Raw genomic sequence first — 26,705 nt, forward strand, 5'->3', positions numbered from 1 at the left:
GGAAAGATCACTAGCCATCTTCACGCCTGGCAGCGAAATACTCACACACCTTCCTATGCAGTTCCGGTTTGTCGCTGCTCCATTGCCAGCACTGGTTTGAATCCAGAACGATGTCGGCTTCAGGATCAAAACCGGCCTCCGTCAAAATATGCAGCCGACTGGCATACTGCCGGTTCCGGTCGTCTCCGTGCCAAAGATGAAAGACACGTCCCGGAGTCCAGGAGTAGCTTTCCGCGACATCGTCGAAGACACTTTTGGCCCAGTTGCAGTAGTCGCGAGCAAGCTCTGTGGAGCAGTGTTTCCCCAGCCACTCACGGACTGTCCATGTCTCGGCTGACCGGGAGATGGCCCAAAACATAGCCAGGTCAGCGCTTCCAAGGATGAAGCGATCATAGAATCCGTGTCTGGCCAGTAGAGAGCGTCGGGCTGTCCAGGCAAAGCCCGGATGCCCCAGGCCCAGCTCGGGTTTTGACATCCGCAGGTTGGCAGCACCTTTGCGTGTGGCGGAAATTGCCTCCGGCTGGTCCGCGGCAGTAAGCGACTGGATGCCTCGTGCCAGCCAGCAGGCAGTCTCGAAGGGTTGAACGACGACGTATTTATTCAATATGGCCGAGGTGTCGCTTACCCAGGCTTCATTTTCGAAGAGAATGTCGGCGTCGAGCCAGGCTACTTTGTCACAGCAGGGAGGCAGTGCCTCGAGCGCAATGTTCAACAGTCGTTCTTTCTGCCACAACACGCTCGTGGAACGCAGACGAATAACTTTATCTGCTATTTCCTTACGTACAAGAAAGGGCTGGTCATAGAAGGCCAATTCGATGACCAGCAGTTTAAGTCCCTGTCGTCGAACTCTTTCGCAGAACACCTCCAGGTGGTTGTAGCGGTTTTGATAGCCTGCGGGATTGAAGCTGACGGTGATCCCCCACATCTCGCCTGGAAGTTCCGCCGGCTGTATTGGGTTTACGCGGCTTCGCAACGGTAAATCTGTCGACGATTGCAGAGATGTCATTGCGCGGCTCCCTCACTCGCACGAAGCGCGAGAGATTGATGGAGGTCAATCCATCGTTGTCGTTCCTGCTCCGGGCTATATTTTCCGCCGAGTAAAGTTGCCTGGGAAGCGATCGCCTTCGCTAGTTCGTCATTCTCCAGAACAGAGCGGATGGCCCTTCCCAGAGCCAAAGGGTCGCCGTGTGGAACCAGCAGGGCATCCTTGCCGTGGGTAAACACCTCCGGGATGCCGCCAACCGCAGTTGCCACAATCGGTACACCAGTGGCGGCCGCTTCCAGCAATGCATTTGGCATGCCTTCCATTGCGGAAGACTGGACGTAGACACGCATCCGATTGAGTTGAAGCACTGCATCTCGATGCGGCAGGGGCCCCGTCAACTCAAACTGTCGTCGCAGCCCAAATTCCTCAATGAGCGTTTTGGTCCAGCTCTCCTCACTTGCGTCATAGAAGTTTCCAACCAGTAGAAGACGTTCTGCTGCCGGGCGTGCATGTTGGAAGGCACGCACCAGAAGTGGAATATCCTTTACCTGTCTGAGTTTTCCACTGGTGCCCACTACACCCGCATTCTCTCGGGTAAGCTCCCAGGTTCGGGGCAAGTCGGGCCAGCTATTGCGGATGACCGAAGAGCGTGCCGCAATATCGGCCTCTTTATTCATCTGGTCGAGGTACATCTGGTTGACGGAGGTGATCCAGTCCGCCTCGCGCAAGGCCTGGAGCAGAGGTGGCCGCATGAGTGGGTGAAGAACGAGTGTGCTTGCGTCTGTTCCGCGAATGCTTGCGATTACGGAACGACGCCGACCTAACTTCTGAGATCGAGCCGGCGCCAGGCAAGGGAGCGCGGAGGGCAGGAAAAAGCCATGGAAGAGGTCGAAGGAGATCTCATGATCCAATCGCTTCACCGCCCGGTGGAGAGACATTCGCGTCTCCAACTCGTGCCGGCCTCGGTCGACGCGATGGACTGTGCAGCCGTCTTCGACGCTACTGCGTAAAGTCTCACCGTTCGGCAGAGTATCCGGGACAACAACATGCACCTCGAAACCAGCGTCCCTGAGAAAGCCGACAACACGTCGACTGGAGACGGCTAACCCGCTTAATGTCGGAGGAAATTCCTCAGTTACAAAACAGATCGATGTAGTGTCGGACTGGTGACGATCCATTGGTTTGCTTTCAGGTGAGACCATTTGGGGAACTCGATGCAGTGGATCTCCGGTTCGATGGGAAATGCCGGTTGTTTGGTTCTCGTTGATGCAAGGAGAGAGAGAGAGCGGGAATATTTCGAGACCGTTTTGAAGTATCCGTGGAGAGTTTACCGATTCAACCGCTATAGCGAGCCGCAGGTTCTTTTCGGGGGCCAAAACTGCAAACTTCCATCCGTCGGGTTTAGCTCCGGCAGGAGCCTGGATACAAATCGGGCCTGAATCTTTTATGGCGACTAAAGTCCTTTGAAGTTGTTCTGATATACCTACCCCGAGGCCTTTCAGAAGCGCTTCTTTCAATGTCCATAGCTCAATAAAACGGACGGCGCCCTCGTGGGGAGAAAGTATTTTCAGGGCTGAGGTCTCTTGGACGTGAAAGAAGTGTTCGGCAATCTCAATAAACTTTGTCTCCGGGTGGATGCGTTCGACGTCCAACCCAACCCGGACGGAGGAGATCGCACAGGCGACAAATCCCCTTGTATGTGAAAGGTTGAACTCGATCACCTCTTCTGCAGCCGACGTTCGGCTCAGGGCTGGTTTGCCCCTGGAGCCGGTCTCGAAACGCCACTCTTCTGGCAGGCGCCTGGGAAGATAAGCAGAGAGTGACCGGCGCAGCAGGGCGTGCGCAGCAACGAAGTCACGCCGATCCTCTTTGAAGCGGAGGCGATCACAGCGTTCACGCTCCTCTTCAGATAGAATCCCCATGGAATCGTGGAAAGTATCTTCCGATAACGCTTCAGTATTTTGCGAATAGAGGTGAACAGTAGGGATGTTCCTGTCGAGGGTAGTACGAGATTTGCTTGCAATCCTCCCCAACGTCCTATCGATCACCATGGAAAGCTCCGTTCGCTGATTCAAAGGCTGGCCGTTGCACCGTCAACTACTCCCAGCCACAGGTTATCTGCCACTTCCACCGCATCAAGATGATGCATTCCCATTGCATTCCATCCCTTGAGAGATGCCTCAAGGATGGGACTGCAAGCAATCTCGTGCTCCTTGAACTCTTTGGCATTCCAACGGTCGATGCGCATGGCGCGCAGATTGTTGCCATAGCTTAGAACGCCGTCCTGAGCGAATCGATACCAGTTTCCGTCGTATTTCAAGATTCTTCCGCCGGGTCTCGAGTATGTTCGATTTCCCGCCCAGAGCGGGCTGGCCGGATGTGCCTGCCAGCCGTCTTCCAGGTGATCGCTTTTGAAGAGTTGCAATTCGTCGAGACCCCGTTGGGTGAACATCCACCAATTTCCCTCGTGGAAGCATATCGACGAGTCTGCATATGGGCCCTCGTGCAAAACGGAGATGCATTTCCACTTCGCGGGGAAATCCGAAGCTACATACAGACGAATCGAGTTCGCCTGGCGTGTCTCCGGAATCATGTATATCTCTCCGTCCGCTTCAAAGACATAAGGATAGGAGAGATGAAATTCTTCGCGCAGGGCCACTCCTCCATAGACCCATTGCATTCCGTCAAGACTTGTGGCGTAAGCGATCTCTCCGCGCCGTGTTTTGCTGTTGACGGCCTCGAAGAAGAGATACCAGCGTTTGCGGAGTCGCAAAAGAAATGGATCGGCGACGGCTTCGCAGGGAAGATCCGTCACGAATCTACCTGTAAGTGCGGGAGACAAGCCTTCGATCGGTTTTAGCGAAAAGGGATCCTTCCCCATATAGACGGAGATGGACCAGCGTGGCCGCCACATCGAGGCGCTTCCTGAGTCACTCAGAGAATTCATCGTTAACACCGCATGAGAAGGGACGCGACGATCTCGTACGCGGGGGATCAGGCTTGTTGGTGTCAAAACCTTTGACGAGAAGAGCTACGCCGGAAGGCAGCAGGAAGAGTGACAAGCCGGCTTGCCCAGGATCCGCGATAGATCTCTTTGAGATCCGGGGAGGAAGTCGTCTCGATCGTTCGGCAGCAATTGACGGAAAAATCTCTACGGTCGCATTTTGCATGAACGCGACAAGTGTATCAGGTACCTCGTTGATATTCAGATTGTGGTGGCAAAGCCGTCGAGGGTGCTACGGGACGAGGCTTGCATGGATGCGGTCTATGCCTCGGCTTGCAAGGAGCATTGCATTGTCGAAAGAGCGCATATTCCCACTCTCGATCTCTGCCACCAGCTGCTGGAAGAAGAGGCCAAAGTTATGCGCCGGAGCGAAGCTCTCTGCGGTCGCGCCGGTCGGTGTGTGCAGAATCATTTCAGTGGCAAAGTCACCTGGAGGGCTGAATACGCGATCCATGAAGACACTCAGGTTCGGGCCGGTAATTTGCAAACGATTCAGATATGCGGTCTCGTATCCAAAGATGCCAACTAAAGATCGCCCGCCAGGATATAACGCCAGGAGACTGAATCCTGTTTCGACACCGCCGCGTTCGGCGGTTCGCCGTGCGACGATCTCAACTGGTTCCGCATCGAAGAACAGTCTTCCAGAAGACAGTGCATACGGCCCAAGATCGAAGACCGCTCCGCCGCCCAGAGCTTTCCTGTACCTAAAATCGTTAGCCGCCAGAGGAGGGACGCTGAATGAAGCGACCACATGCGTTGCACGTTTGCCGGCACTTTCAAATGCGGCGCGTGCGGCCTGGACTCGCGGATGCAATCCAAAGACGAGGGCTTCCGCGAGGCATCGGTCCTCTCGTTCGGCAAGGCGCACCATTGCCTCGGTATCGGCTTCGCTCAAGAACGCAGGCTTGTCGATGATCACGTGAAATCCACGCTTCAGCGCCGCTTCAGCCAACTCCTTGTGCAGGGAGTTGACAGTGGAAACATACACGATCTCTGCTTTGCTCTCATGCAGAGCCTGCTCATAGCTGTCGTAAGTGCGGGCTGCTCCGGATGCAAGCAGCTCCTCTTTTGGATGCGAGACGGAGGCTATCTCGGGAGGCGCCATCCCTGCCCACGCAAGTGCAGGCAGGATGCGACGGCGGCAGATAGAGGAGTATCCGAGAAAGAGTGTTTGCATATGTGAATACGACGCATATTACACTACCCTCACGGAACGGAGCGTATACAGAGTTGGACGTTCATCGTGGAAGTGGTCGTGTTTTCTCCCGGGGCGAAGGATCACTCTGCGAGAGCAATCCGCGCCCTGCTGGAACTGAGGTCTTTGCCGTAGCTGCGGAGACTCGCGCGGAGTTGATCGAATCCTTGCATACTCTCATCCGTGAGATACGTGCTAGTTCCTCTGACCTGCGCAGCACAGCAGCACGTTTTGGTCAGGCGACTTTGCGAGAACATCGTGTCGCAGTTGTTGCTACGGATCCAGCCGACTTGTGTGAGAAGTTGGAGCACGCTGCCACGCGCATCGCAAAATCTAATCGGGACCAGCTAAGAGTCCGCGGCAGCTTTTCTTATGGCAATGGCCCCAAAGCCGGTAAGTTAGCCATCGTCTTTCCGGGACAGGGTTCACAGTTTTCCGGCATGCTGGCAGATCTGATACAGGCGCGTCCTGCGGCACGGCAGTGGTTTGAATGTCTGGATGCCGTCTATCAACGGGTGGGAGCAGGCCTGCCAAGCGATGCCTATCACGGCGGAGATGGCCTCTTCAGCCTCAGCACGGGTGCTCAACTGGGATTAGTAGCCAGTCTGGCACTCCATGATTCCCTCAAGGCAATGGGGGTTGAAGGGGAGTGCTTTGTCGGTCACAGCAACGGTGAGCATGCTGCGCTGATTGCTTCGGATGCGCTCTCATTTCCTTCGGTGGAAGCTGCCTGTGACTTTATCGGCTCCGTCGGCTTGGAGAGCCGTTCCGTTCCTCCGCCACCTGTTCCTCAAGGGGTTCTTGCCGTCACGGGCAACCAACGGGCGGCGGTTGAACAGGTGGTCCGCGAAAATAGCGGAACACTGTTTCTATCTGTCGATAACTGCCCGATGCAAATGCTCCTTGCAGGAACCGATCAGGCCCTGGAACGGGCGGCTCATCGCCTGCGAGGTCAAGGGCTGGTTTGCGTAAAGATGCCTTTTACCTGGGCACATCACACACCGCTTTTTCGCGGCTGGTCAGAATTGCTTTGGAAGCACTATCGCAACATCCCTGTTAAAACTCCGCGAGCCGAAGTCTACTGTTGTGCGACGAAACGGAGATATCCATCTGAACCTGAGAAGATTCGCCAGCTGTTGGCCGAACAGTGGTCTGCTCCCGTTTATTTTCGCCAGACTATTGAGGCCATGTACGAGTCCGGTGTTCGCATCTTCCTCGAGGCGGGACCCGACAATAGGCTAGTTCCCTTTATCGCGGATACTCTCCGTGGGAAATCCTATCTGGCTCTGGGAGCCTCCTCGCAGGATCATGCCGATTTTGACGCATTGGCAATGCTTGCTGCGGAGCTCTTTGCGGCTGGCATTCCCATCCGATGGGAGTTCTTCCATCCGGTTGCCAGACAATCTTTCGCGGATGCGATTTCAATCGATGCGATCCAACGTGCAGCGATCGAGGAGCAGAAGAGTATTGTGCAGTTTGCTCATCGTATGGATGAGCGCATTGCCCGTAAGGTACAGTCTTTTCTGCCACACCCGAAGCACATATCTTTCGGCTCCAATGCCAGCGTCTTTCTCGGCGAGGCACAACCATCTGCCGATGGATTTACAGCCGTAAGGCATCATTCCGTGGGGCGAGAGCCGTATCTGTCGGATCATGCTTTAGGACGTCCAGGCCGCGGACAGGGTTCACCGCTTCCGGTGATGGCCTTTACAGGCATCCTGGCGATTGCTGCAGAGGCTGCTGCGCAGGCGCCTGCTCGTTTATGTGTCACTTCGCTTCGACTACACCGCTGGCTTGCATTTGACGCCGATACTCTAACCTTGGAAACGGTCGTCGATCTTCGCAATAAAACAGTTTCGATCTTTGTGCTGAGTGGTGATGGAATGCGGCACCTTGGTGCAAATGCGACTTTGACGAAACGCTTGCACGCCGGGGCAGATTCATCGGTGGACATCGGCAATGCTGAGCCTTTGAGGCCCTCCTGGAGTGCCGAACGCTTCTACGCAGAGTATGCCTTTCATGGACGAAGTTTTCAGGGAATACAAAAGGTATTGCGGCTCACCGCTTCCGGTGTTGAAGCCGAACTGCATTCGACCATGCTGCCTGGCCTGACGGGCATTCCGCTTTACTGCGATCCTGCGCTTCTGGATTGTGCAGGGCAACTTGTGGCGCTGTGGCTTCTGGAGACTACCGGTGAAGTCGCAGGGGCATTCCCATTTTCTGCAAGCGAGCTTGATATTTGTTCTCCTGCGCCTACTCCAGGAACGCGGCTCCTTTGCCGCGCCTCCGTTCGACGTGTCACGTTTGCCACTACCGAGGCGGACGTGGATTTTCTGTTTCCGGACGGCACGGTTCATGCTCGATTGCGCGGCTTACAACAGAGGCTTGTTCTGTTCCCTTCCGGCTTTGGCGATCTGCTTTTTGGAACAGGTCCACTCGCATCCTCACCTAGCTTGGCGATGGCCGCAACGGAGGAAGGCCAGCAGTTTTTGGCCCGCGACGGTGCTATTTGGGCGCGTGCTCTGGCCCATGCGGCCCTGTCTCACCAGGAGTGGTGCGATTGGTGGAGTTCGGCAGAAGAACCACTTCTTTTGAGTCGGAATCTTGCCGTTCGTTTGACAAAGAGCAGCTATTTCCATGGCTCCATGGCCAACGTTTCCGCAGAGCAGGTGCAGATCCGCAAGTAGCATCCGCGGGTACGATTCCTATGAGACTAAAGTAGGATTGCTTCGCCTCAGATCGCGGACCAATGATATGTTAAGGTTCATCCTTCATTCAAAGCGTGTTTCATCAAGATCCTTTATCGTGCCGTATGACGTCAGGAGATTCTTGAGACCCCTGTTTGAAAATGAGCGTCGTTGTATGGCTGGTATATCTCTAGAGCAGACCAGGAGAGTCATTTTGAACGAGAATTTGACCGCCGCCCAGATTTGGACGGATATTCACGACACGTTAAAGCAGCTTCTGGAAGAGCAAGGCCAGGAGCTGGGTGAGATTAGCCGGCAGAGTGCGCTGAGTGCGGACCTCGGCCTGGCATCCATCGACATGATTCATCTGCTCATCACGCTGGAAGATAAGCTGGAGATGCAGTTGCAGTTCGATGAATTGGCGACCGGACCAGAGGGCCAGTTTCGCGAGGATCTGACACTCGGAGACCTGAACGACTTTATCGAGACGAAGCTTACAAGCCGGATGAAATCCGTCAAAGCCTAGTAAAGGTTCAGGGTGCTTCATACAGCCTATCCAGGCGTTGATAGAAAGATCACCGCGCCATGACATTGCTGCTCATCCATGCCGACGACTTTGGCCTGACGGAAGGTGTCACGAAGGGCATTCTCCGTGCGATGCAGGAAGGGATTGTGACCGCAACCAGCGCAATGGTCTGCGACCCACTTCACTTCGAGAGGGTGAAGGAACATTGCGACAGCCTGGAGGGTCGCATCGGCCTTCACCTTCAACTCACTGACGGGCGCCCTGTCCTTGACGCTGCGGAGAACCCCAGTCTGGTGGACAAGAGCGGTTGCTTTGCCCGCCATCGCGATCAGCTTGGAGACATCCTTCCAGACGATCTTCTCACAGAGTGGCGTGCCCAACTCGCCCGCTTTCGTACCCTCGGCTTTGAGCCAAGCCATCTCGATACACACCACAGCGTACACGTTCTCCCTGTCGTGCTTGAGGTCTATCAGCAACTCGCGCGAGAGACAGGCCTGCCGGTGCGCGGAGATGAGAATGGCCTCAATTCCGAATTGCGCCGCCGCGGGTTTATTGCTGCGACGCGCTATACGTTTCTTACCGAGACGCTGTACCGTTCTCCCATCGCTCTGCGTCGCGCACTCGCAGCGTACCGGCGGCTGGGTCTGGGGGAAGGAGACTCCCTTGAGATAGGCTGCCATCCGGGATTTGTGGACGCGGAACTCGCTGCCCAGTCCAGGTATGTTGAGCCCCGGGCTGTCGAACTTCAGCTCCTTTGCTCCGCAGAGTTGCGAGGCTACCTTGGTGAACTTGGCTATGAACTCGCCGAGCCTGCCCTGCTACGGCGCGTATGCCCCTCTACTGAGGAGAGTGATTCCGGGAGAGTACAGGAGATGGCTGCGGAAAAGAGTCATTAACGCTGGATAGGCTGGTCAACGATGTCGTATGTGGCGGCTCTCTCCTGCGTTGCTTAATCATCGCTTCTACCAGATCAACGGTGTGACTGGCTCCGTCCACGTCGACGTTCAATTGGCATGGCTCGAAGGTGCGAATGGCTGCGACTTCTGCCGCCAGGGTCTCTGGTGTTAAGCGGCTTTCTTCGAGCACTCGAACAAGTCCCAGCGCTTCCATTTTTCGGGCACGATAGGTCTGTTCGTCTTCTTCTACTTCGACAAAAGGAATGACCAGGGCACGAGCGCCAGTTATTATCAGGTCGAGGGCTGTGTTGTACCCGCAGCGGGAAACCGAGACGCAGGCCTTCTTCATCTCACTTTTCATATTCGCGATCCAGCGCGTTAACTTAAGCTTTGGCAGACCGGCTGTTTCCTGCACCAGTTCTTGCCAGACTTCTTCGGGAGTCAGGGATCCGGCAGCGATGTGTACCGTTAGATCTGAAGGGAAAAGCCCGAGCTTTGCACAGCGAACCGCCACGCGCAGTACAGATTCACCGCCCCCCCCTCCCCCCACGGAGATCAGACACGTATCTTCAGTATGTGTCTCTGGGCTGAAAGTGAGCGGAGCATTGGTTGTGACAAACCCGGTATGCCAAATGGGCTTCTGTAGTTCCGAAGCGAGTGCGAACGTTTCCTGTAGTTGGATCAATTGAGGATCGGAGTGTACAAGAACTCCGTCCATCAGGCGGTTTACTGTTTGAACTACGCGCCGGTCGAACTTCTCCTGATCCGTAAGGCACTGCTCCTGAATGTCTCGTATGCTCGAAAGGATGAGTGGTGGAGGCATCATGTTTCGCGCAGCGCGTAAAAAAGGTACTAAATATACTGCAGACTGAGTTCGTCCAAAAGGAAAATACTCAATCAGAATGACGTCAGGGCGCACGCGTTCCAGGACTTCGATGAGGTCGGCTCCCCATCCGGACTTCTTGCCGGGATGAGGATAGTGAGCACCCCGCTGGAAACGAACCATCTCTACTTCCGGCGGAATTACGATATCGTCGTGTAGATCTCCGGTGCATACCAGCACGGTTCGGAAACGCTTCGAAAAACTTTTTGCAATCGTGGCCGTGCGCACCCAATGTCCAAGGCCCCGGTTGACCTCACAGTAAAGCAGTACCACAGGACGGGGTCCACTCATACGCTCTCCCGTTGGTCTTCTTCAGCGAATGAAAGGCCTTCTTCCGGCGCAAGTCCCGTTGCCATCCAGGGGCCAGTGCCAGCGATAACCTCGACTGCTTGACCTCCGTTTATCTCAGTCAGCAGAAAATTGTTTCCTGCGACTTTAGAGATAGGATGGATTCCCCTCGCTTCGAGCAAACGTAGTACTGCGGAAGAGGCCATGCCAGAGTCCTTCCAAGGTCCCCAATTAATCGAAGTCACATGGGTATCCGGCCATGCAGTGGCCATGTTCCAGGCAAGACGATTAAGGACTTCATTGCCTGCGGCGTAGTCCGCTTGCCCTAAGTTGCCAAAGCGCCCAGAGATCGATGCGAACAGTACTACCAGCTTGAGATGATCGGGTCGCAGCCGAGTTCGCAGGATAAAGGTGCTGTCCGCTTTTGTTGCAAAGATCTCTCTGAAAGATTTGGTGGATTTGTCGCGTATGAGCTTGTCCGCGATCCTGCCTGCACCGTGGATCACGCCATCGATCTTTCCAAAGCGTTGATACAGAACGTCGATGAAGCTTCCGAACTCAGTCTCGGAACAAACGTCAATCGCATGATACTCCGGCAGACCGCCAAGCTCGCGAAGTCTATGGAGTGTCTCGATTTTTTCGCGACCGGTTATTGTGCTTTCATCGATGGCCTCGCGACCCACAAGCACCAGGTGTACTCCGGGAGCGGCCAGGCTTTCGGCAGCCAGCGCGGTGATACCGCGTGCTCCACCTGTCAACAGGATGACTGACCCGGCGGTGGGTTTCCAGCCTGCGCTTTGTCGATCCACCTCTTCCGGTTCGGGCATAAAAGCGAGGCGCTTCCCGTCGTAGTATCCGATCTCGCAGGTGTCAGCGCTTCCATATAAAAGCTCATCGATTACGAGCGTTGCAATCTTCTCGGGAGGAAGCTTTCTATCGATATCAATGACTCTTGTCAGCGCGCCTGTCTCAGCAGCAAAGGTTCTGAGGACGCCATGAGCGCCTCCCGTCGCAGTCCCGAGCAGGCCGGGACCGCACTTGTCTCTGCCCCAAAGCCCGCCGAATCCGGTGAGCGCGATTGCCACCGCTACTTGTTCACCGCTCGCCTGCAAAAGATGAAAAAGGCCTTCGACCGTTTTTTGAGATTCGATCTGCCATTGCGCAAGCGTCGCTTCTCGGTCTTCGCAATCAAGCGGAGTGAGGTGCAAGATGCCTTGAACAGGCCCGAATTTGGTCGCGTTCGCTTCGATGTATCCGCGCAGTTTCTTCGGGTCTGAGAGCACCTCGCTATCGATTGTGACGGCATCTGCTCCATGTGAACGCAACAACGAACAAACGGTGTCCGCGATGCCGCAGGTGTCTTCTGTGAGGAGATACAACCCGCTTAAGCGGTTTTCCCCGTCTTCAATAAGCGGAGCAGGATGCGCACGCATGACCAAACGGGGACAAATGTTATCGGATTCTGATATGGGGGTTGATTCCTCCGTCTGTACTTCCATGGCAAGCACAGCCTTTGCCAGCTCATGGATTGAGCGAGTCTGAGTCAGTCGATCCATACTTCGCCGGAAGCTCTCCTGCACGGAAGCAGGAAGTTGTCCCTCTGCAGTCGCTAAAACCTCAATGCGCTTAATGGAATCGATGCCTAGCTCAGTTTCGAGGTCCAATTCAGGAAGAATGAGCTCCGGCTCGTATCCTGAGCGCTCAGCCAGAAGCCGCGTGAAGAGAGCCGTCAGATTCGATAAAGTCAGCTCCATGGAATCGGAGGAAGGGGCTGTTGCTGCTGGAGTCGTTACAGGTACTACTTTGGAAGCGCTCGTGCTTAAGGTAAGCGGAGTGGTCTCCTCAATGGAGGTCCGTCGCAGGGATGGTTCTGATCTGACTCCGTTTAAGCCATCAAGGAACGTCTCAAGAGCATGTTCCTGAGATTCCAGGAACGATCTCATGGTCTTCTGGTATTCACTGTAAGCTTGCAGCGCACTGTTTCCGGAGAACTCTGAGGCAGGCGGAACGACGGACCGTGCCTCGTCCCGGGTTTCTGCCGTCAGTAATGGCTCCTCCCCTATGTAGCCGTGGGGCTCCGTTGCCGCCCATACTCGGCCACCATCGATGTACCAACGGTCAGGCGCAGGTTCGAGAATCTCTTCGAGTTTAATCTTCTGAACCAGCCGGCCTTCAAATAAAGCGTCGAAGTTCATAGAAATGCCATGACTGAACAACTGCGCAACGCCCATAAGGAGTCCTCGCAGACCGCCACCGTTGCCGTCGAGAGAGATGGCCAAATGCTCACGTTCCCCAAGAATGCGGGCGATAAGCCCACTCAATACAGACTTAGGCCCAACCTCAACGAAGACCCTCGTTCCGGCGGCATACATTGCTTCGATCTGCGCAACAAACTCTACCTTGCTTTCGAGATGTTGGCCCAGCAATTCGCGAACGGCTGAAGCCTCTTTGGAATAGGGAGCGGCGGAGACGTTGGAGGTCACTACCATCTGCGGCGAACGTACGTCAGCCTTCTCGATGGCCGTACGGACTTTAGCTGCGGCTGGCGACATTGCGGGAGAGTGAAACGCAGCTCCAACCGCCAGGCGCTTGGCGGCGACACCCCGATTCGCAAATTCGACCAAGGCGTTTTCGATAGTCGCATTGCTGCCTGACACAACGCACTGCTTCGGTGTGTTGTGATTTGCCAGCGTCAAGCCTGGAAGATCTTTGAGCCATACCTCGATCTCTTCGCGGGAGCAGTCGACGGCGGCCATCGTTCCCTTCGCTTCCCTTGCGGCTTCAGCCAATGCGTGGCCTCGCGCTTCGCTCAAAGTGAGGAATGCCTCTCGTGAGACCGCGCCCGCTGCGTGGAGTGCGGCGAACTCCCCAAAGCTGTGACCAGCTACAACTGCAGGGTTTATGCCCAGCCGTCTAGTAAGCTCGAGCATTCCCAAGATGACAATTGCAAGTGCTGGCTGTGCGACATCAGTTGCCTTAACTGCATTCTCCAGATCGCGCCTGGCTGTCTCATCGAATACTTTTGGAGGTAAAAGAGCGCGCTTGACTTGATCGGCGATGGGCGTTGAGAACGCCTGGATGTCATTGTAGGCGCGACGCATCTCCGGCGAATACACACCCAACTGAGATCCCATGCCCGGATACTGAGATCCCTGTCCTGGAAAGACAAAGGCCATGGAACCCTGCCCTTCTCCAGTGCCATAGAACACCTTGGCCGCAGGAGTTGTCTTACCCGTGAGCAGTAGTTCTTCCGCGGCCTGCAATGCGGTCGCAAGCTCTTCCATGTCGCTTGCCAGGAATCCGATCCGATGAGCGCTGTGATGGCCTTGCCTTGGACATACACTTGCCGCAAGATCCCCTATCGGGAATCTGGGGTTTCGACGAATGGCCATCTGGACTTCATATAGTTGCTGTTGAAGTCCTCCTATATCCTTGGCCCCGAACAGGAAGATCTCAATTGGCCACAGATCGCCACCCATCGTCGGTGTTGCCAGTGAGCCGGTGTATTCCTCCAGTACGGCGTGAAAGTTAGTCCCGCCGAAACCAAATGCGCTGACACCAGCGCGTCGAGGTTCGTCTTGAGGGGTTACCCACGCCTGAGCATCCTCCAATACGCGGACTGGAGATTCAGGCTGCAAGATGTCTGGTAAGGGCGAATCGATTGGGGCATGTGGTGGCAATGTCTTGTGGTGCAGTGCCAGAGCGGCCTTCAAGACCCCCGCCAAACCGGCTGCTGACTTCGTGTGTCCGATCAGCCCCTTTGCCGATCCCAGAACGCATTGCCCAGAATTGGCGCCAGCAGAGCTCAGAATGGAGGAGATCGTTGTTAACTCCGCCTTATCGCCGACAGCCGTGCCTGTACCGTGTGCCTCATACATGCCAAGGCTGGATGGGCTTAATCCGCAACGTTTATACGCCCGCTGCATGGCGAGTTGCTGTCCTTCTGACCGCGGTGCAGTCAATCCCATTGCGCGGCCATCGCTCGATCCAGCGACAGAACGAATGACAGCGTATACCCGATCCCCCTCGCGTTCCGCGTCCTCCAATCTGCGCAACACCAAAGCCACCACACCTTCGCCGATCACAATGCCATCGGCATTCTTGTCGAAGGGCCTTGCACGCCCTGTTGGCGAAAGAGCTCTTGTCTTGCTGAAGGCCAGATAGCCGTAGGGATTTTGCTCGAACTCCGCTCCGACCACTACAGCAACATTCGAGTCGCCACGCTCCAACTCGCGCATTCCCAGTTGGAGGGCTGCCAGGGACGAGGCGCATGCCGCGTCTACCGAGTAGTTAGGGCCGCGAAGATCGAGCCGGTTTGCAACTCGTCCTGCTGCGACATTACTCAGCGATCCTGGAAAGCTCTCCTCTGTCCAATCCGGCAATCTTCGGTAGACATCTTCTAGCGAACCTGGAAGCAGGGAAGGGAGCATCGCGCGCGTGATGTAACCGTGATAGAGATCGGCCATACCGTCAGTGCCCAGGACTACAGCCGTATTCTCACGATCGAAGCCGCTCTCGGCGAAGCCCGCATCGTCCAGCGCGCGCCGGCATGCTTCCAGAGTCAGTAATTGCACTACCGAAATCGAGGTCAAAGAGTGTGGTGGGATCCCATACCGCACCGGGTCGAAAGGCATCTTGTCAATAAACGTGCCCCAGCGTGAATAGATTCGATCCGGTGCATCTCGGTCTTCGTCGAAGTAGAGTCGCCAGTCAAAGCGCTCTTTCGGAATCTCGCGAATGCTGGAAACTTTGCCCAGCATGTTGCGCCAGAAGTCTTCCACCGTGTGCGCGCCCGGTAAAAGACATGCAGCACCGACAATGGCGATCGGTATCTCTGTATTTCTGGAAGGCCGTTGTTTTGGCTTTTCGGCATAGCGCTGCATCAGCTCTGTTGGGCCTTCACTCAGATCGCGATGAAGCCCCGGGATGCTACCGACCGTCCTCCGCAGCGCTGCTACCTGGCCCATCATATAAACGCCGCGATTCAATTGTTCCTGTTCGTCCAGGTTGCACAGCGTGCCATTGTCACTCCTGCCCTGTCCTTTGGCTGCGATGCGCGACCGGCCCATAAGGAGACCTTCGAGTTTTGCGGTGATCTCTCGCGGCGGCGTGCCCTCGCGATACAGCCTTCTTCGTTCCTGCTTGAAACTCTCGCTAAAGGGTGTGTTCGCACAGTTGATAACATGGCCGGGGCCGGTGCACAACTGCACAATTCCGTTGCATGAAACGGCCTGCGTCTGGAACTGTTCCACGATTGCACCGCACTGTACCGCTTCTTTGGTAAACAGATAGGCCGTCCCTGCCAATACACCGATGCGCACGCCACGCTCGACCAGTGGATGAGCGATCGCCGCTACCATCGCCGCGGAAAGAGAGTCGTGAATACCTCCGGCGAACAAGGTATGAACGCTTTCCGCTGCATCAGCGGGCATCTGGGTAAGCAGGGTTTCTATCGCCAGCTCCCATAAAGGAAGGCTGTGAAGAGGTCCCGCATGACCGCCGCACTCAGCCCCCTCAAGGACAAAACGTCGCGCTCCTTGGATAAGGAAGCTGCTCAACAACGCAGGCGACGGCGCATGAAGATAAGTGGTTGTTCCTTGAGCATCCAGTGAATGCACCTGCTCGGGAAAGCCTCCGGCCAGGAGAGCGAATGGCGGCCGAATCCGCGCTATCGCGTCCATCTGTTGTTTGCGCAACTCAGCCGGCAGGAATGCAAGGATGCCGGCGCCCCAGCTTGCATCGCCCAACGTTTCTGCGCAGGATCGAAGCAGCGCCTCAGCCTCCTCGCCGCGTAACATAGCCAACGCAACCAGGGGCAATGCGCCCGCATCGCTAACTGCGGCGGCGAAGCGTTGAGTGTCGCTGACTCGCGTCATCGGTCCCTGAACCACGGGGTAATGCGTGCGATGCGTCTTCGCCAGGGCATTCTCCGGAGCCAGGGCACGGGCGCTAGCGATTGCTTCGAGGCACGCATCAGAGGTAGCGGATATCGCGGCTTGAATCAGTCTCCCCGTTGTCCGATATCGAGTCTCATAGATCTTTGCCAGGCCCACAGCCTGACCTACTGGCCACGCCTGATTTTGCGCATCGGCCCAACCGATCTTCGAACGAACTTCAGCGGCCCACCTTGTCGCCCGCTCGTCCGGTCTTTCCTCAATCGAAATTTGAGAGGCAGATTCCTGCAGGGCCTGGCCAGCCTGCAACTCGGGCCGGTTCGGGATGCGCACACGCAATCCCAACTCTTCGCCGACCACTGCTGTATCTTCCCCGCTCATGCGCCGCAGCGAAGGTCCGTACAAGGTACCTACAGGCGATTCGTTCAATAGCAGCAATGCATCGTCCAGGACTGCTCCGGCGGCGCCGGCGACGCGGGAGGCAACGCATCCGCGGATACCCAGTCCTCCCTGCAAAAGGAAGGGAAGTTCCTGCTGAGCCAGTGTCTGTGCAAGCACAAACGTAGACTCCGCTCCGCAGAGGCCACCACTCTCCGCGCCGCGTGCGAGCCATCCATCCGGCACGATGCCTGAAGCCCTCAGACGCTGAACATCGGCAGCCGCAGTAATCTCCAGCCAGGTCTTTCGCTGTGGCAAAGACGTTGGCAATGCATCTTCGGGTCTCCATTGTGCGATCACGTACCAATGAGGCACATCGGCCAGACCGATGTCTGTCGCAAGCGATTCCATGAATCTTAAGTTCTCGGCTGAAAACCGAAGGCCGAAGACTTTTTTCCCGCTACTGGAGATAAGTGACTCGACCACCGCGCGAGCTCGCGACAATGTGGGCTCGCGTAGTTCGTTGTCGATGTCAACAATACCCACGCCGCCGGCTCGACATGTTCCCAGAGCAACGGCAGGCAAAGTGCCGACAGTCGGCGGTAGAGCTGATAAAGAACAAATGTGGAACGCTTTCGTGCCTTTCATCTAGCAAACACCTTTACACCAAACGTAGAAAGAAGCTCTTGTACGCAGAAACTAGTTTTTGCTGGATTATGGGAGAGGAGTGATGAAAGCTCGAAGTGAAATATGGTCGTACCGGGTTCTTAACGGGGAAGATTTGCCGCCGGTGAACTGCGTCGCCACCAATTCGATTATTTCTTTAGGTGAAGTCTAGCACGGCGGTATTAGGGAATTGCTTCGGCGAAGTACAACATTATTGGGAGGATAGTCGTCCGGCATTGGAAAGATCAGCGAGAGGCATTAATGCTATGCTTTACCAAAATTCAATCAGCAGAGAGATTGGTGTTCGGTCCCATGAGCTATTTGGACAATTCTCGCTGGATAGACTTTCCGCCTGTTGTCGATGCGCGAGGTTCTCTTACGGCGATTGAAAGCTGCCGCTCGATTCCCTTTCAAATAAATCGTGTTTACATGGTCCACGATGTTGTTGCAGACCGTGGCGGTCATGCGCACCGCGATACTGAACAAGTGGTCCTTGCTCTCGCTGGATCCTTTCATCTGAAGCTTTCCACGCCTACCGAACACAAGATATTTGAGCTTGACCGACTTGGCCGCGGTGTTCACATCCAGCCCATGACGTATATCGAGCTCAGTAACTTCAGCCCCGGCGCTGTCGCTTTGGTTTTAGCGAGCACGCTCTATCGCAAAGAGAGGTCTCTGCGCTCATGGGAGGAGTATGTTGCCTGCTTCGATCGGGGATAGACGTTCCATGACTCAGGCCCCCTTTGTCTCGTTTGCCGATCCGACAGCGCTCTCCCTGGTGACGGAAGGGCGGTTTCGAAGCACGGCTGAAGTCCTTTCCTGGCTTGAGACGATGAACCGCGAACGCCCGATGAAGGTAGATCTTGTCGCCTTGGATGAGTTGGCCGAATGGTCTTTTCGTTCAGGACCGCTCTCGCTTGGTCACAACTCTGGGAAGTTCTTTACCATGCGGGGCGTGCGCACCGAAACTGACTTCGGCAACGTTCCAGTCTGGGATCAGCCCATTATCTATCAACCGGAGATCGGCATTCTGGGATTTATCACCAGGGTTTTTGATGGAATTCGTTACTTCCTGATTCAAGCCAAGGTCGAACCGGGAAACATTAATGGTTTCCAGATTTCGCCAACGCTTCAGGCTACGCGCAGCAATCTTACGCGCGCCCATCGGGGCTCAACGCCCCGGTATGCTGAGTATTTTACGGGGAAGAAGCCCGTCAATATCCTCGTTGATCAGCTGCAGAGTGAGCAGGGGTCGCGTTTTCTCAACAAGCAGAATCGCAACATGGTCGTTGAACCGCTGGACGAGGTTCCACTCTACGATGATTTCTGCTGGGTCACACTCGCCCAGATCAAGACACTTCTTCAACGTGACAACCTCGTCAATATGGATGCCAGGAGCGTGCTTTCCTGCATGCCTCTGCCCCGTTGGGAGATGCTGGGATGCGGTGGGCTGCACGAGTTCGGAGACAGTCTTTCCATCTCCGCGTGCCATGACAACGCCGGCGTGCACACGAACCATGAGCTGTTGCAGTGGCTTACCTGGATGCGTTCGAGCTATGAACGTAAGCTGAGCATGCGTGGCCTTGATGAACTCAACGGCTGGCGAAAGACCCGTCACGAGATCAGCCATGAGAGTGGCCGTTATTTTTCTGTAGTCGGCGTATCGGTGGAATCCACCTCTCGCGAGGTCAGCCGATGGACCCAACCGCTGGTCTATCATCCGGGTGAAGGTATTAATGGACTTATTACGCAGAGGATACGAGGCGTCCTGCATTTTCTCGTGCGGGCATGTCTTTATCCTGGCAATCGCGACCATTTCGAACTTGGTTCAACGGTCTCGCGCTCCGATTACCTTAGCTGTACCGGTCATCCGGACGCTCCAGAATTCCTCGATTTATTTGTTAATCGAGATCCTTCATGGGTTCGCTATTCTTCGATACAGTCAGAAGAGGGCGGTCGCTTTTACCATTACCAAAACCGCTATATGGTCCTGGAACTCCCGGCAGGCACCATCAAGGAAATTCCGGAATATTTCCGTTGGTTCACCCTCGGGCAGATCCAGTCTCTTATCCCGCACGGCTATTTCACAATCGAGATGCGCAATCTTCACGCGTGCCTGCTTCTTTATTAAGAAGTCATCAAAGCCCGGGAGATCACAAGGCTCGAAGCCAGGAATTCTCTCTTGGCCTTTACTGTCTTGGATGTCAGAGGAACGAATACTTTTTCAGGTTCCAGTCCTGATATGCCACTCGATCAGATGCAGGCCTTTTCCAACTGGCTTGCACATACGATGCCATCTCAAGACGGGAACCTGAGAAAAAATCTTTGAACTGCAAATCTGTTTTTTGCGCTTATGCAGCAGATCTTTTGCCGGTAGCCTTGCTGGCCGCGACATCCTGACGCAGATTTTGAAGCTCCGCCTGAATGCTTGCAAGGAGTTCCTGCACGCCAGCCCCCGACTGCACGTTGGCTTCAGCCGCGCGCAATTTTGCAGCGTCATCGCGGATAGCGGTTATCTGGGTCTTCGCCTGATTGTAAGTCGACACCCCTGCATCTGCTACTTCCATGCCTGTTTTGACCGCGCTAACGATAGCAGGCCTGCCCACCGTTCCGCCAACAATGACGGCGCCTGCACCGACTGCAAAACTCTTCCAACTCCACCTCTTCAGTACCCATCCCATTAAAGACGTCATAGTTTTCTCTTTTCCCTTCTCTGCAGTTGTGATGAAAACCGTGGTCCTGCTTGCTTCGAATCTTTAAGACGGCGATTGCTATCGGAAGACTACCATGACATGCAGGGGGCGTCTACGGAAAACAAACAAAAGAAGATACGTCCTGTTTTAGGTGAGAAAGAAAGCTGTGCCGTCAGCTGGGCGCAGCCTCCGGCCGATTGATGTCGACGATATCCACAAGTTCTTATTTTAGGAAAGCCGATTTGGTGGGCCCGGAGGGATTTGAACCCCCAACCAAGGGATTATGAGTCCCCTGCTCTAACCGTTGAGCTACAGGCCCGTTACGGATGGTTGTGCTGAAGCGCAGGCCAGGCACAAACAAAGGATCGGTTTCTTCAGTTTCGCATAGCGGGCGTGTTCGCGCATGAGATGGTGCGTCAGGGAACGATCTCCGGTCCGTTTGGGAGGGGCTTATGGGTGTTATTTCTTTGGATCGGTGTTCGGGGTCGTGTTGCTGTCCTCCGGAGATGGGTTGATGTGTCGGCCAGTGTTCTCCGGCGTTTTGGATCGTACGCCCGTGGGGCCTGGTCCTGCGGTAGCTGGATTATCGCCGCGGGGCCCGGGGGGCTCCATTCCGTGGTCTCGGGTCTCGGGCAATTCGCTCTCCACGCTGCGCGATTGTGTATCCGCCGCCATAAACGTTGTCCTTTCGCTTCTAACGTTGGAGAAGGATCGTCGGAGGTTCGTTGCCTCCAGGTGGAAGCCAAAAATCCGGGTGCTGTACCCTGATACGAGATACCGCGACGGGGGTATGGCAGCGTACAGGACTAACCGAGGCCGGCCCCTCCTGTCCCAGGAGATACATGAGCGCAGAACAGAAGCGGAAGAGAACGCCGAACGGAAGTTCGAGCCCCATCCTTGTTACTGGAGGAGCTGGTTTTATTGGCTCCAACTTCGTCCTCGAATGGTTTGCGGCCGGCAATGGCCCGGTCATCAATCTCGATAAGCTGACCTATGCGGGTAATCCGGAGAACCTGGCATCCATCGCCAATCTCCCAGGCTATACCTTTGTTCGCGGTGACATCTGCGACGCGGAGATGTTGAAAAATCTGCTGGAGCGCTATCGCCCCCGCGCCATCGTTCACTTTGCGGCGGAAAGTCATGTCGATCGTTCGATCCTGGGGCCGGAAGCCTTTCTTCGCACTAATATTGATGGCACCTTCACTTTGCTGCGTGCGGCAAAGGTTTACCTGGAGTCATTGGATGAAAACGATCGCGCCGACTTCCGTTTTCTTCACGTGTCGACCGATGAGGTATACGGCACATTGGCGCCGGAAGACCCCGCCTTTCATGAACAGACGCCCTACGCGCCGAACTCGCCCTATGCAGCATCGAAGGCGGCCAGCGATCACCTTGTTCGCGCCTGGGTTCACACCTACAACCTGCCGGCTATCATCACCAACTGCTCCAATAACTATGGACCGTATCAGTTTCCCGAAAAGCTGATTCCCTTAATGATCGCGAACGCTCGCAGAGGCAAACCCCTTCCTGTGTATGGCGACGGTCAGCAGGTACGTGACTGGTTGTATGTGGCTGATCACTGTAGGGCGCTGATGTCCGTGCTTGAACGGGGACGCATCGGCGAGACGTATAACGTCGGCGGCTGTAATCAACGGACGAACCTGGAAGTAGTAACGACGCTCTGCACCCTGCTGGACGAGCTGTTGCCGGAATCAGAGTTCCGTCCCCACAAGCAGCTTTTGACTTACGTCGCGGATCGGCCAGGACATGACCGTCGTTATGCCATCAATGCCGAAAAGCTGCAACGCGAGCTGGATTGGAGCCCCCAGGAGAGCTTTGAGACGGGGCTGCGAAAGACGGTGGAGTGGTACCTGGCGAATACGGAGTGGGTCGATCGCATCACCAGCGGAGCGTATCAACACTGGGTCGAGCAGAACTATGGTTCGCGCGAGGCGGTCTCTGCGAGGAGTGCGCAATGAAGGGAATTATTCTCGCTGGAGGCTCAGGAACGCGTCTCCACCCGGTTACACAGGTGGTCTCAAAGCAGTTGCTACCGGTGTATGACAAGCCGATGATCTATTACCCTCTGTCGATGCTTTTGCTTGCGGGCATTCGCGAGGTCCTCATCATCTCAACCCCGCAGGATACCCCACGTTTCGAGCAGCTTCTGGGCTCGGGAGAGCAGTGGGGCATCCGTCTGCAGTATGCGGTGCAACCTTCTCCCGATGGGCTGGCGCAGGCTTTTCTGATTGGCAAAGAGTTTCTTGCCGGTTCGCCGTGCTGCCTTGCTCTGGGTGACAACATCTTTTATGGCCATGACATGGTGAGGACGCTCCGGCAGGCCGCTGCAAACACGGACGGCGCTACGGTCTTCGCCTATCCTGTGCTCGACCCTGAACGGTACGGCGTCGTGGAGTTCGATGCGAGTCGCAAGGCCATCTCTATCGAAGAGAAGCCCACGAAACCCAAGTCGCGATATGCCGTGACCGGCGTCTATTTTTACGATTCGCAGGTTGTTGGAATCGCCGAGGGCCTGAAGCCCTCTCCGCGTGGCGAGCTTGAGATTACCGACGTCAACCGCTGGTATCTGGAGCGTGGCCAGCTGAAGACCGAGGTGCTGGGGCGCGGCATCGCGTGGCTCGATACGGGAACACATGACTCGCTGATTGAGGCAGCTTCATTCATTCAGACCATCGAGAAGCGCCAGGGTCTGAAGGTAGCGTGCCTTGAAGAGATTGCATATCGGCAGGGCTATATCAGTGAGGAGCAGCTTCGCGAACTGGCGACAAAGATGGGCAAGAGCAGCTACGGGCAATATCTTGTGCGCTTGCTTGAGGAGCCGGTGTTCTGAGCATGGCCAAACGCATTCTGCTGACAGGCGTGACGGGACAGGTAGGCGGAGAGCTTGCGCAGACATTGGCCTGTTTGGGCGAGGTCGTCGCTCCTACACGCGAAGAGTTTGACCTCACAAGTGTTTCTTCCATTCGCGAGACAATTCGGAACGTGCAGCCGCGCTGGATCGTGAATCCTGCCGCCTATACCGCTGTCGACAAGGCAGAGAACGAGCCAGAGCTGGCTTATGCAATCAATGCCGAAGCTGTCAGGATGATTGGCGAAGAGGCTCGCGCGATCCGGGCCGGTGTTATTCACTTCTCGACCGATTACGTCTTCGACGGCGAAGGTATCAAGGCGTATGTCGAAACAGATCCCACTGGGCCGGTTAGTGTCTACGGAGCAAGCAAGCTGGCTGGCGAAGAGGCATTGTGCGGATCGGGCGCAGGGCACCTCATCTTCAGAACAAGTTGGGTCTATGGGGCTACGGGAAAGAATTTCCTGAGGACCATTCTGAAAGCTGCACGAGAGCGCGAGCGCCTTCGCATTGTGGCAGACCAGCATGGCGCGCCTACCTGGAGTCGCGACCTCGCGCGCATGGCGGCTCATGCGATTGAACATGTCGAGCGTCATGATCGCGACGACAATCTTTGCGATGCTCTCAGCAGGTTCAGTGGTATCTATCATGCGTCCGGCGCAGGTGAAACCACATGGTTCGGCTTCGCCTCTGAGGCAGTGAGGATGCTGCGAGAGAGAGAGCCAGATGGGAAGCTGGCGGAACTGGATGCGATTGCTACCGCGGAATATCCCACTCCTGCGAAGAGGCCGGCAAACTCACGTTTGAACTGCAAGAAGCTGTCTGCAACCTTCGACTGGAAGATGATGGACTGGCGGGATTCACTACGTGAGGTAATGGCTGAGCTATGACGAAATTGAAATTCGACCACATTGGCCTTGTGGTGGCAGATATGGCCGAGGGTCGTGAGTTTCTGCAGAACACCTTCGGCTTGGATCGATGGACCGAGATCTTTGAGGATCCCGGAATCGGTGTCTATGTTCAGTTTGGAAGAACGGAAGAGGGGCCTTGCTATGAATTGATCGCTCCTCTTGGGGAGGCTAGCCCGGTCTCCACGGCTTTGAGGCGTGGGATCAATATTCTCAACCATGTGGCGTATCTTACGGACGACCTCGACAGGGACGCGGCAATGTTGCAGGAGAAGGGGGCCGTTATGGCTGGTCCGCCTAAATCTGCGGTCGCTTATGGCGGCGCGAGAGTACAGTTCTGGATCACCTCGCAGCGATTCATGGTGGAGCTGATCGAGGCTCCTCAGCATGAGCACGCCTACAGGATGAATGGATGAGTCACAAGGCGCTTTTTCTTGATCGTGACGGTGTTGTCAACGTCGAGATTGGATACCTCTCTCGAATTGAAGACGTGGAGTTTGTTCCCGGCATCTTCTCGCTCTGCCGGACCGCGATGCGTTTAGGCTATCGTCTCGTGATCGTCACCAACCAGGCGGGAATTGCACGCGGATATTACGATGAAGCAGCATTCGAGTCTCTGATGGACTGGATGCGAGAGCAGATGTATGCCCAGGGGGTCGAACTGGATGGGGTGTACTACTGTCCGTATCATCCCGAGCACGGTATCAAAGACTACAAGAGGGAACACGAGGACAGAAAGCCGGGCACGGGCATGCTGCGAAAGGCGATGAAAGAGCTGGATATATCTCTCGCAGACAGTGTAATGGTGGGCGACAGGTGCAGCGATATTGCCGCGGCGAATAGCGCCGGTCTCCGTCAGGCCTTTCTGCTGGAGGGGACCGAGAACGCTGGTTGCAGCGGTCACTCTCTGGCGGTCAAGAGTCTGGCTGAAGTCGAGCGCTGGCTCGAAGCCCATACAGGCGGATTCGAGCCGGCATCACCGAAAGCCGTAGATGGTTAGCGCTAACGTAAAAATTGTTTATATCAATGAAACTAAGGGAGTTCTGCGTTCAGAAAGAGGCTGCCTTTGGCATCCTTCGTGTTCACCTGCAGCGGCGTACCGTTAAGAATGTCCAACGGCCACTCGATCTTCAGTGTCGGATCGTTCCAGACGATCGCACGCTCACCCTCTTGATAATAAGGATTCGTGGTCTTATAGAGCACGTCTGCGGACTCAGAGAGTACGAGAAACCCGTGAGCGAAGCCTTCAGGAATCCATAGCATCTCGAGTTCGCCATCGTCGTTGCGAGGCTTCAGATGGAAGCCGGCCCACTTGCCGAATTGCGGGGAATCTCGTCTGAGGTCGACAGCGACGTCCCAGATATGTCCGGAGAGGACGCGAACGAGCTTGCCCTGGGGCTTAACTAGTTGATAATGAAGCCCACGCAAAACTCCCTTTATGGAGAAGGATTGGTTATCCTGTACAAAGGTATGAGGAATCTGTGCTGCGGCGAAGGAAGACGCGTTGAAGACCTCGGCGAACCAGCCGCGATTGTCAATGAAGCGTCGAGGCCGTAGAAGCCTGACATCGTGCAGTGGAGTGTCAAAAATCTGCATCCGACAAGTTTATCTGAGCGACTGTCGGACTCCGAAGTGGTCCCGGATTGGAATGATTCCGGTCAAGTTGAGTTCTTTAGACTGTATTAAGCAGAATTCCATGATTAGAATGAACGGACTGCAGTGCTGGAATACACTTGTCTCCGAGTTAACAAGGATTCAAAGTTGTCAGAACAGAATTCGGCGATTCGGCCCTATTAGGAAAGTTGAAACTTCCAAAATGAGCTTGTAACGAGGAGAGGCAGAGCCGGATTAGAGCACAGCTTGAATTTAGGATTCTCTGCCGCAATATTTTGACGCAGGACGAACCGTATATCGGAACCACCGCAGACAGGCGAGGGTAGCGCTATACAGATACAGGATTTCAATGCAGGCTGAGTATCAATCTCCTGAGTCGCGCGCAGCGGCTATCGAAGATTCTTATTCGTACACGGAGACCATCAGCAGGCCGGTATTCCGGATGACCGCCTCTCTGGAACGAGAGCCTTCTGTTTTCTTTCGCTACCGGATCGTCAAACGATGTATCGACATACTGTTGATTCTGATCTTTTCTCCAATCGTTATGCTCGTCGTGGGGATCGTAGCGGCAATGGTGATTCTCAGCTCCCCCGGGCCAATCTTCTACTCTCATCGTCGGATTCGGAAGAATGGGGCGTTCTTCTCGATGTGGAAATTCCGGACGATGTGTGTCAACTCCGCTGAGGTGCTGGACGAATATCTGGCTTCGCATCCGGAAGCCCGGGCAGAGTGGAACAGCACCCATAAACTGCGCCACGACCCCAGAATTACTCCCGCAGGATCGTTTCTGCGTCGCTACAGTCTGGACGAGCTGCCTCAGCTTTGGAATGTACTGGTGGGACACATGAGTCTGGTAGGTCCACGTCCGATTGTGGCAGCAGAGGTAGAAAAGTATGCCGACTCATTCGAATGCTACTGCAGAGTGAAGCCTGGCCTTACAGGGCTTTGGCAGGTCTCCGGCAGGAGCGAGCTGACGTACGAAGAGCGCGTTGCATTGGACTGCTACTATGTAAATCGCTGGTCTCTGCGGACGGATATCAAGATTCTGTTGAAGACATTCGCGGCAGTCCTGAAACAGGATGGGGCCTATTAGGCTTGCGGGCTAGCGCGCCTGAGTTTCCTTGATCTCTGGAAGGCCAATGAATGAACGGGCCGGCTCTCATTCGCAACGTTCAGGCCGTCAGTGAGTCCTCCGATGCAGCAATTTCGAGACATAGCG

Annotated in this window: 19 protein-coding genes and 1 tRNA gene; 11 read left to right on the forward strand and 9 right to left on the reverse strand. The window is 55.4% G+C overall.

Annotated features, from left to right (window positions below; all coding sequences use genetic code 11):
* Positions 1-10: 10 nt before the first annotated feature.
* The 4 genes from GWR55_RS15440 to GWR55_RS15455 all read right to left on the reverse strand — a co-directional run bounded on the left by GWR55_RS15440 (position 11) and on the right by GWR55_RS15455 (position 5,166).
* Positions 11-1,006, reverse strand: coding sequence for a hypothetical protein (locus tag GWR55_RS15440; protein WP_162403062.1), 996 nt, complete (start codon positions 1,004-1,006; stop codon positions 11-13).
* Positions 1,003-3,036, reverse strand: coding sequence for a glycosyltransferase (locus GWR55_RS15445; RefSeq protein ID WP_162403063.1), 2,034 nt, complete (start codon positions 3,034-3,036; stop codon positions 1,003-1,005). Before GWR55_RS15445 ends, GWR55_RS15440 begins: the two co-directional genes overlap by 4 nt.
* A gap of 20 nt (positions 3,037-3,056) precedes the next feature.
* A complete protein-coding gene (locus GWR55_RS15450; protein WP_162403064.1) occupies positions 3,057-3,932 on the reverse strand; it encodes a hypothetical protein in 876 nt (291 codons plus the stop codon).
* Between the two features lie 289 nt (positions 3,933-4,221).
* Complete coding sequence (locus tag GWR55_RS15455) at positions 4,222-5,166, reverse strand: Gfo/Idh/MocA family protein (protein WP_162403065.1); 945 nt, start codon at positions 5,164-5,166, stop codon at positions 4,222-4,224.
* Positions 5,167-5,486: 320 nt separating this feature from the next.
* Between GWR55_RS15455 and GWR55_RS15460 the strand changes: the two genes are divergently transcribed.
* The 3 genes from GWR55_RS15460 (at position 5,487) to GWR55_RS15470 (ending at position 9,293) form a co-directional block, all read left to right on the forward strand.
* Complete coding sequence (locus GWR55_RS15460; protein ID WP_162403066.1) at positions 5,487-7,871, forward strand: acyltransferase domain-containing protein; 2,385 nt, start codon at positions 5,487-5,489, stop codon at positions 7,869-7,871.
* 214 nt (positions 7,872-8,085) lie between these two features.
* Positions 8,086-8,397, forward strand: coding sequence for an acyl carrier protein (locus tag GWR55_RS15465; protein ID WP_162403067.1), 312 nt, complete (start codon positions 8,086-8,088; stop codon positions 8,395-8,397).
* A gap of 59 nt (positions 8,398-8,456) precedes the next feature.
* Positions 8,457-9,293 (forward strand): ChbG/HpnK family deacetylase, encoded by an 837-nt coding sequence (locus tag GWR55_RS15470; RefSeq protein WP_162403068.1) that lies wholly within the window; start codon positions 8,457-8,459, stop codon positions 9,291-9,293.
* On the opposite strand, the gene GWR55_RS15475 is transcribed toward GWR55_RS15470, so the two are convergent.
* Together GWR55_RS15475 and GWR55_RS15480 are read right to left on the reverse strand one after the other, a co-directional pair.
* Complete coding sequence (locus GWR55_RS15475; RefSeq protein WP_162403069.1) at positions 9,235-10,467, reverse strand: glycosyltransferase family protein; 1,233 nt, start codon at positions 10,465-10,467, stop codon at positions 9,235-9,237. The genes GWR55_RS15470 and GWR55_RS15475 overlap by 59 nt on opposite strands.
* Entirely contained in the window at positions 10,464-17,147 is a 6,684-nt protein-coding gene (locus tag GWR55_RS15480; protein ID WP_162403070.1) for a type I polyketide synthase, read from the reverse strand. The genes GWR55_RS15475 and GWR55_RS15480 overlap by 4 nt, the downstream gene beginning before the upstream one ends.
* Positions 17,148-17,714: 567 nt before the next feature.
* Here GWR55_RS15480 and GWR55_RS15485 point away from each other — a divergent pair.
* Both GWR55_RS15485 and GWR55_RS15490 read left to right on the forward strand, forming a co-directional pair.
* Positions 17,715-18,122, forward strand: a complete 408-nt coding sequence (locus tag GWR55_RS15485; protein WP_162403071.1) for an FdtA/QdtA family cupin domain-containing protein — start codon at positions 17,715-17,717, stop codon at positions 18,120-18,122.
* A gap of 112 nt (positions 18,123-18,234) precedes the next feature.
* A complete protein-coding gene (locus GWR55_RS15490; protein ID WP_162403072.1) occupies positions 18,235-19,533 on the forward strand; it encodes an NDP-hexose 2,3-dehydratase family protein in 1,299 nt (432 codons plus the stop codon).
* Between the two features lie 220 nt (positions 19,534-19,753).
* On the opposite strand, the gene GWR55_RS15495 is transcribed toward GWR55_RS15490, so the two are convergent.
* Together GWR55_RS15495 and GWR55_RS15500 are read right to left on the reverse strand one after the other, a co-directional pair.
* Positions 19,754-20,095 carry a hypothetical protein gene (locus GWR55_RS15495; RefSeq protein ID WP_162403073.1) on the reverse strand — a complete coding sequence of 114 codons (342 nt, stop codon included), beginning with the start codon at positions 20,093-20,095 and terminating at the stop codon, positions 19,754-19,756.
* 243 nt (positions 20,096-20,338) lie between these two features.
* Positions 20,339-20,414 (reverse strand) — tRNA-Ile (locus GWR55_RS15500).
* 523 nt (positions 20,415-20,937) lie between these two features.
* Here GWR55_RS15500 and rfbB point away from each other — a divergent pair.
* The 5 genes from rfbB to GWR55_RS15525 are packed head-to-tail and all read left to right on the forward strand — an operon-like array spanning position 20,938 to position 24,872.
* On the forward strand, positions 20,938-22,074 hold the full coding sequence (gene rfbB, locus GWR55_RS15505) for a dTDP-glucose 4,6-dehydratase (RefSeq protein ID WP_162403074.1): 1,137 nt from the start codon (positions 20,938-20,940) through the stop codon (positions 22,072-22,074).
* The gene (gene rfbA, locus GWR55_RS15510) at positions 22,071-22,946 is read left to right on the forward strand and encodes a glucose-1-phosphate thymidylyltransferase RfbA (RefSeq protein WP_162403075.1); all 876 of its coding nucleotides are present in this window, start codon (positions 22,071-22,073) and stop codon (positions 22,944-22,946) included. Before rfbB ends, rfbA begins: the two co-directional genes overlap by 4 nt.
* A gap of 2 nt (positions 22,947-22,948) precedes the next feature.
* Positions 22,949-23,854: a dTDP-4-dehydrorhamnose reductase gene (gene rfbD, locus GWR55_RS15515; RefSeq protein WP_162403076.1), complete on the forward strand. Its 906-nt coding sequence runs from the start codon at positions 22,949-22,951 to the stop codon at positions 23,852-23,854.
* Complete coding sequence (locus GWR55_RS15520; RefSeq protein WP_162403077.1) at positions 23,851-24,288, forward strand: VOC family protein; 438 nt, start codon at positions 23,851-23,853, stop codon at positions 24,286-24,288. The genes rfbD and GWR55_RS15520 overlap by 4 nt, the downstream gene beginning before the upstream one ends.
* On the forward strand, positions 24,285-24,872 hold the full coding sequence (locus GWR55_RS15525; RefSeq protein ID WP_162403078.1) for a D-glycero-beta-D-manno-heptose 1,7-bisphosphate 7-phosphatase: 588 nt from the start codon (positions 24,285-24,287) through the stop codon (positions 24,870-24,872). The genes GWR55_RS15520 and GWR55_RS15525 overlap by 4 nt, the downstream gene beginning before the upstream one ends.
* A gap of 32 nt (positions 24,873-24,904) precedes the next feature.
* On the opposite strand, the gene rfbC is transcribed toward GWR55_RS15525, so the two are convergent.
* Positions 24,905-25,468: a dTDP-4-dehydrorhamnose 3,5-epimerase gene (gene rfbC / locus GWR55_RS15530; protein WP_162403079.1), complete on the reverse strand. Its 564-nt coding sequence runs from the start codon at positions 25,466-25,468 to the stop codon at positions 24,905-24,907.
* A 367-nt stretch (positions 25,469-25,835) separates the two neighbouring features.
* On the opposite strand from rfbC, the gene GWR55_RS15535 reads away from it, so the two are divergent.
* Complete coding sequence (locus GWR55_RS15535; RefSeq protein ID WP_238398454.1) at positions 25,836-26,579, forward strand: sugar transferase; 744 nt, start codon at positions 25,836-25,838, stop codon at positions 26,577-26,579.
* Positions 26,580-26,705 lie beyond the last annotated feature (126 nt).

Source organism: Edaphobacter sp. 12200R-103 (assembly GCF_010093025.1).
Taxonomy (GTDB): Bacteria; Acidobacteriota; Terriglobia; order Terriglobales; family Acidobacteriaceae; genus Edaphobacter.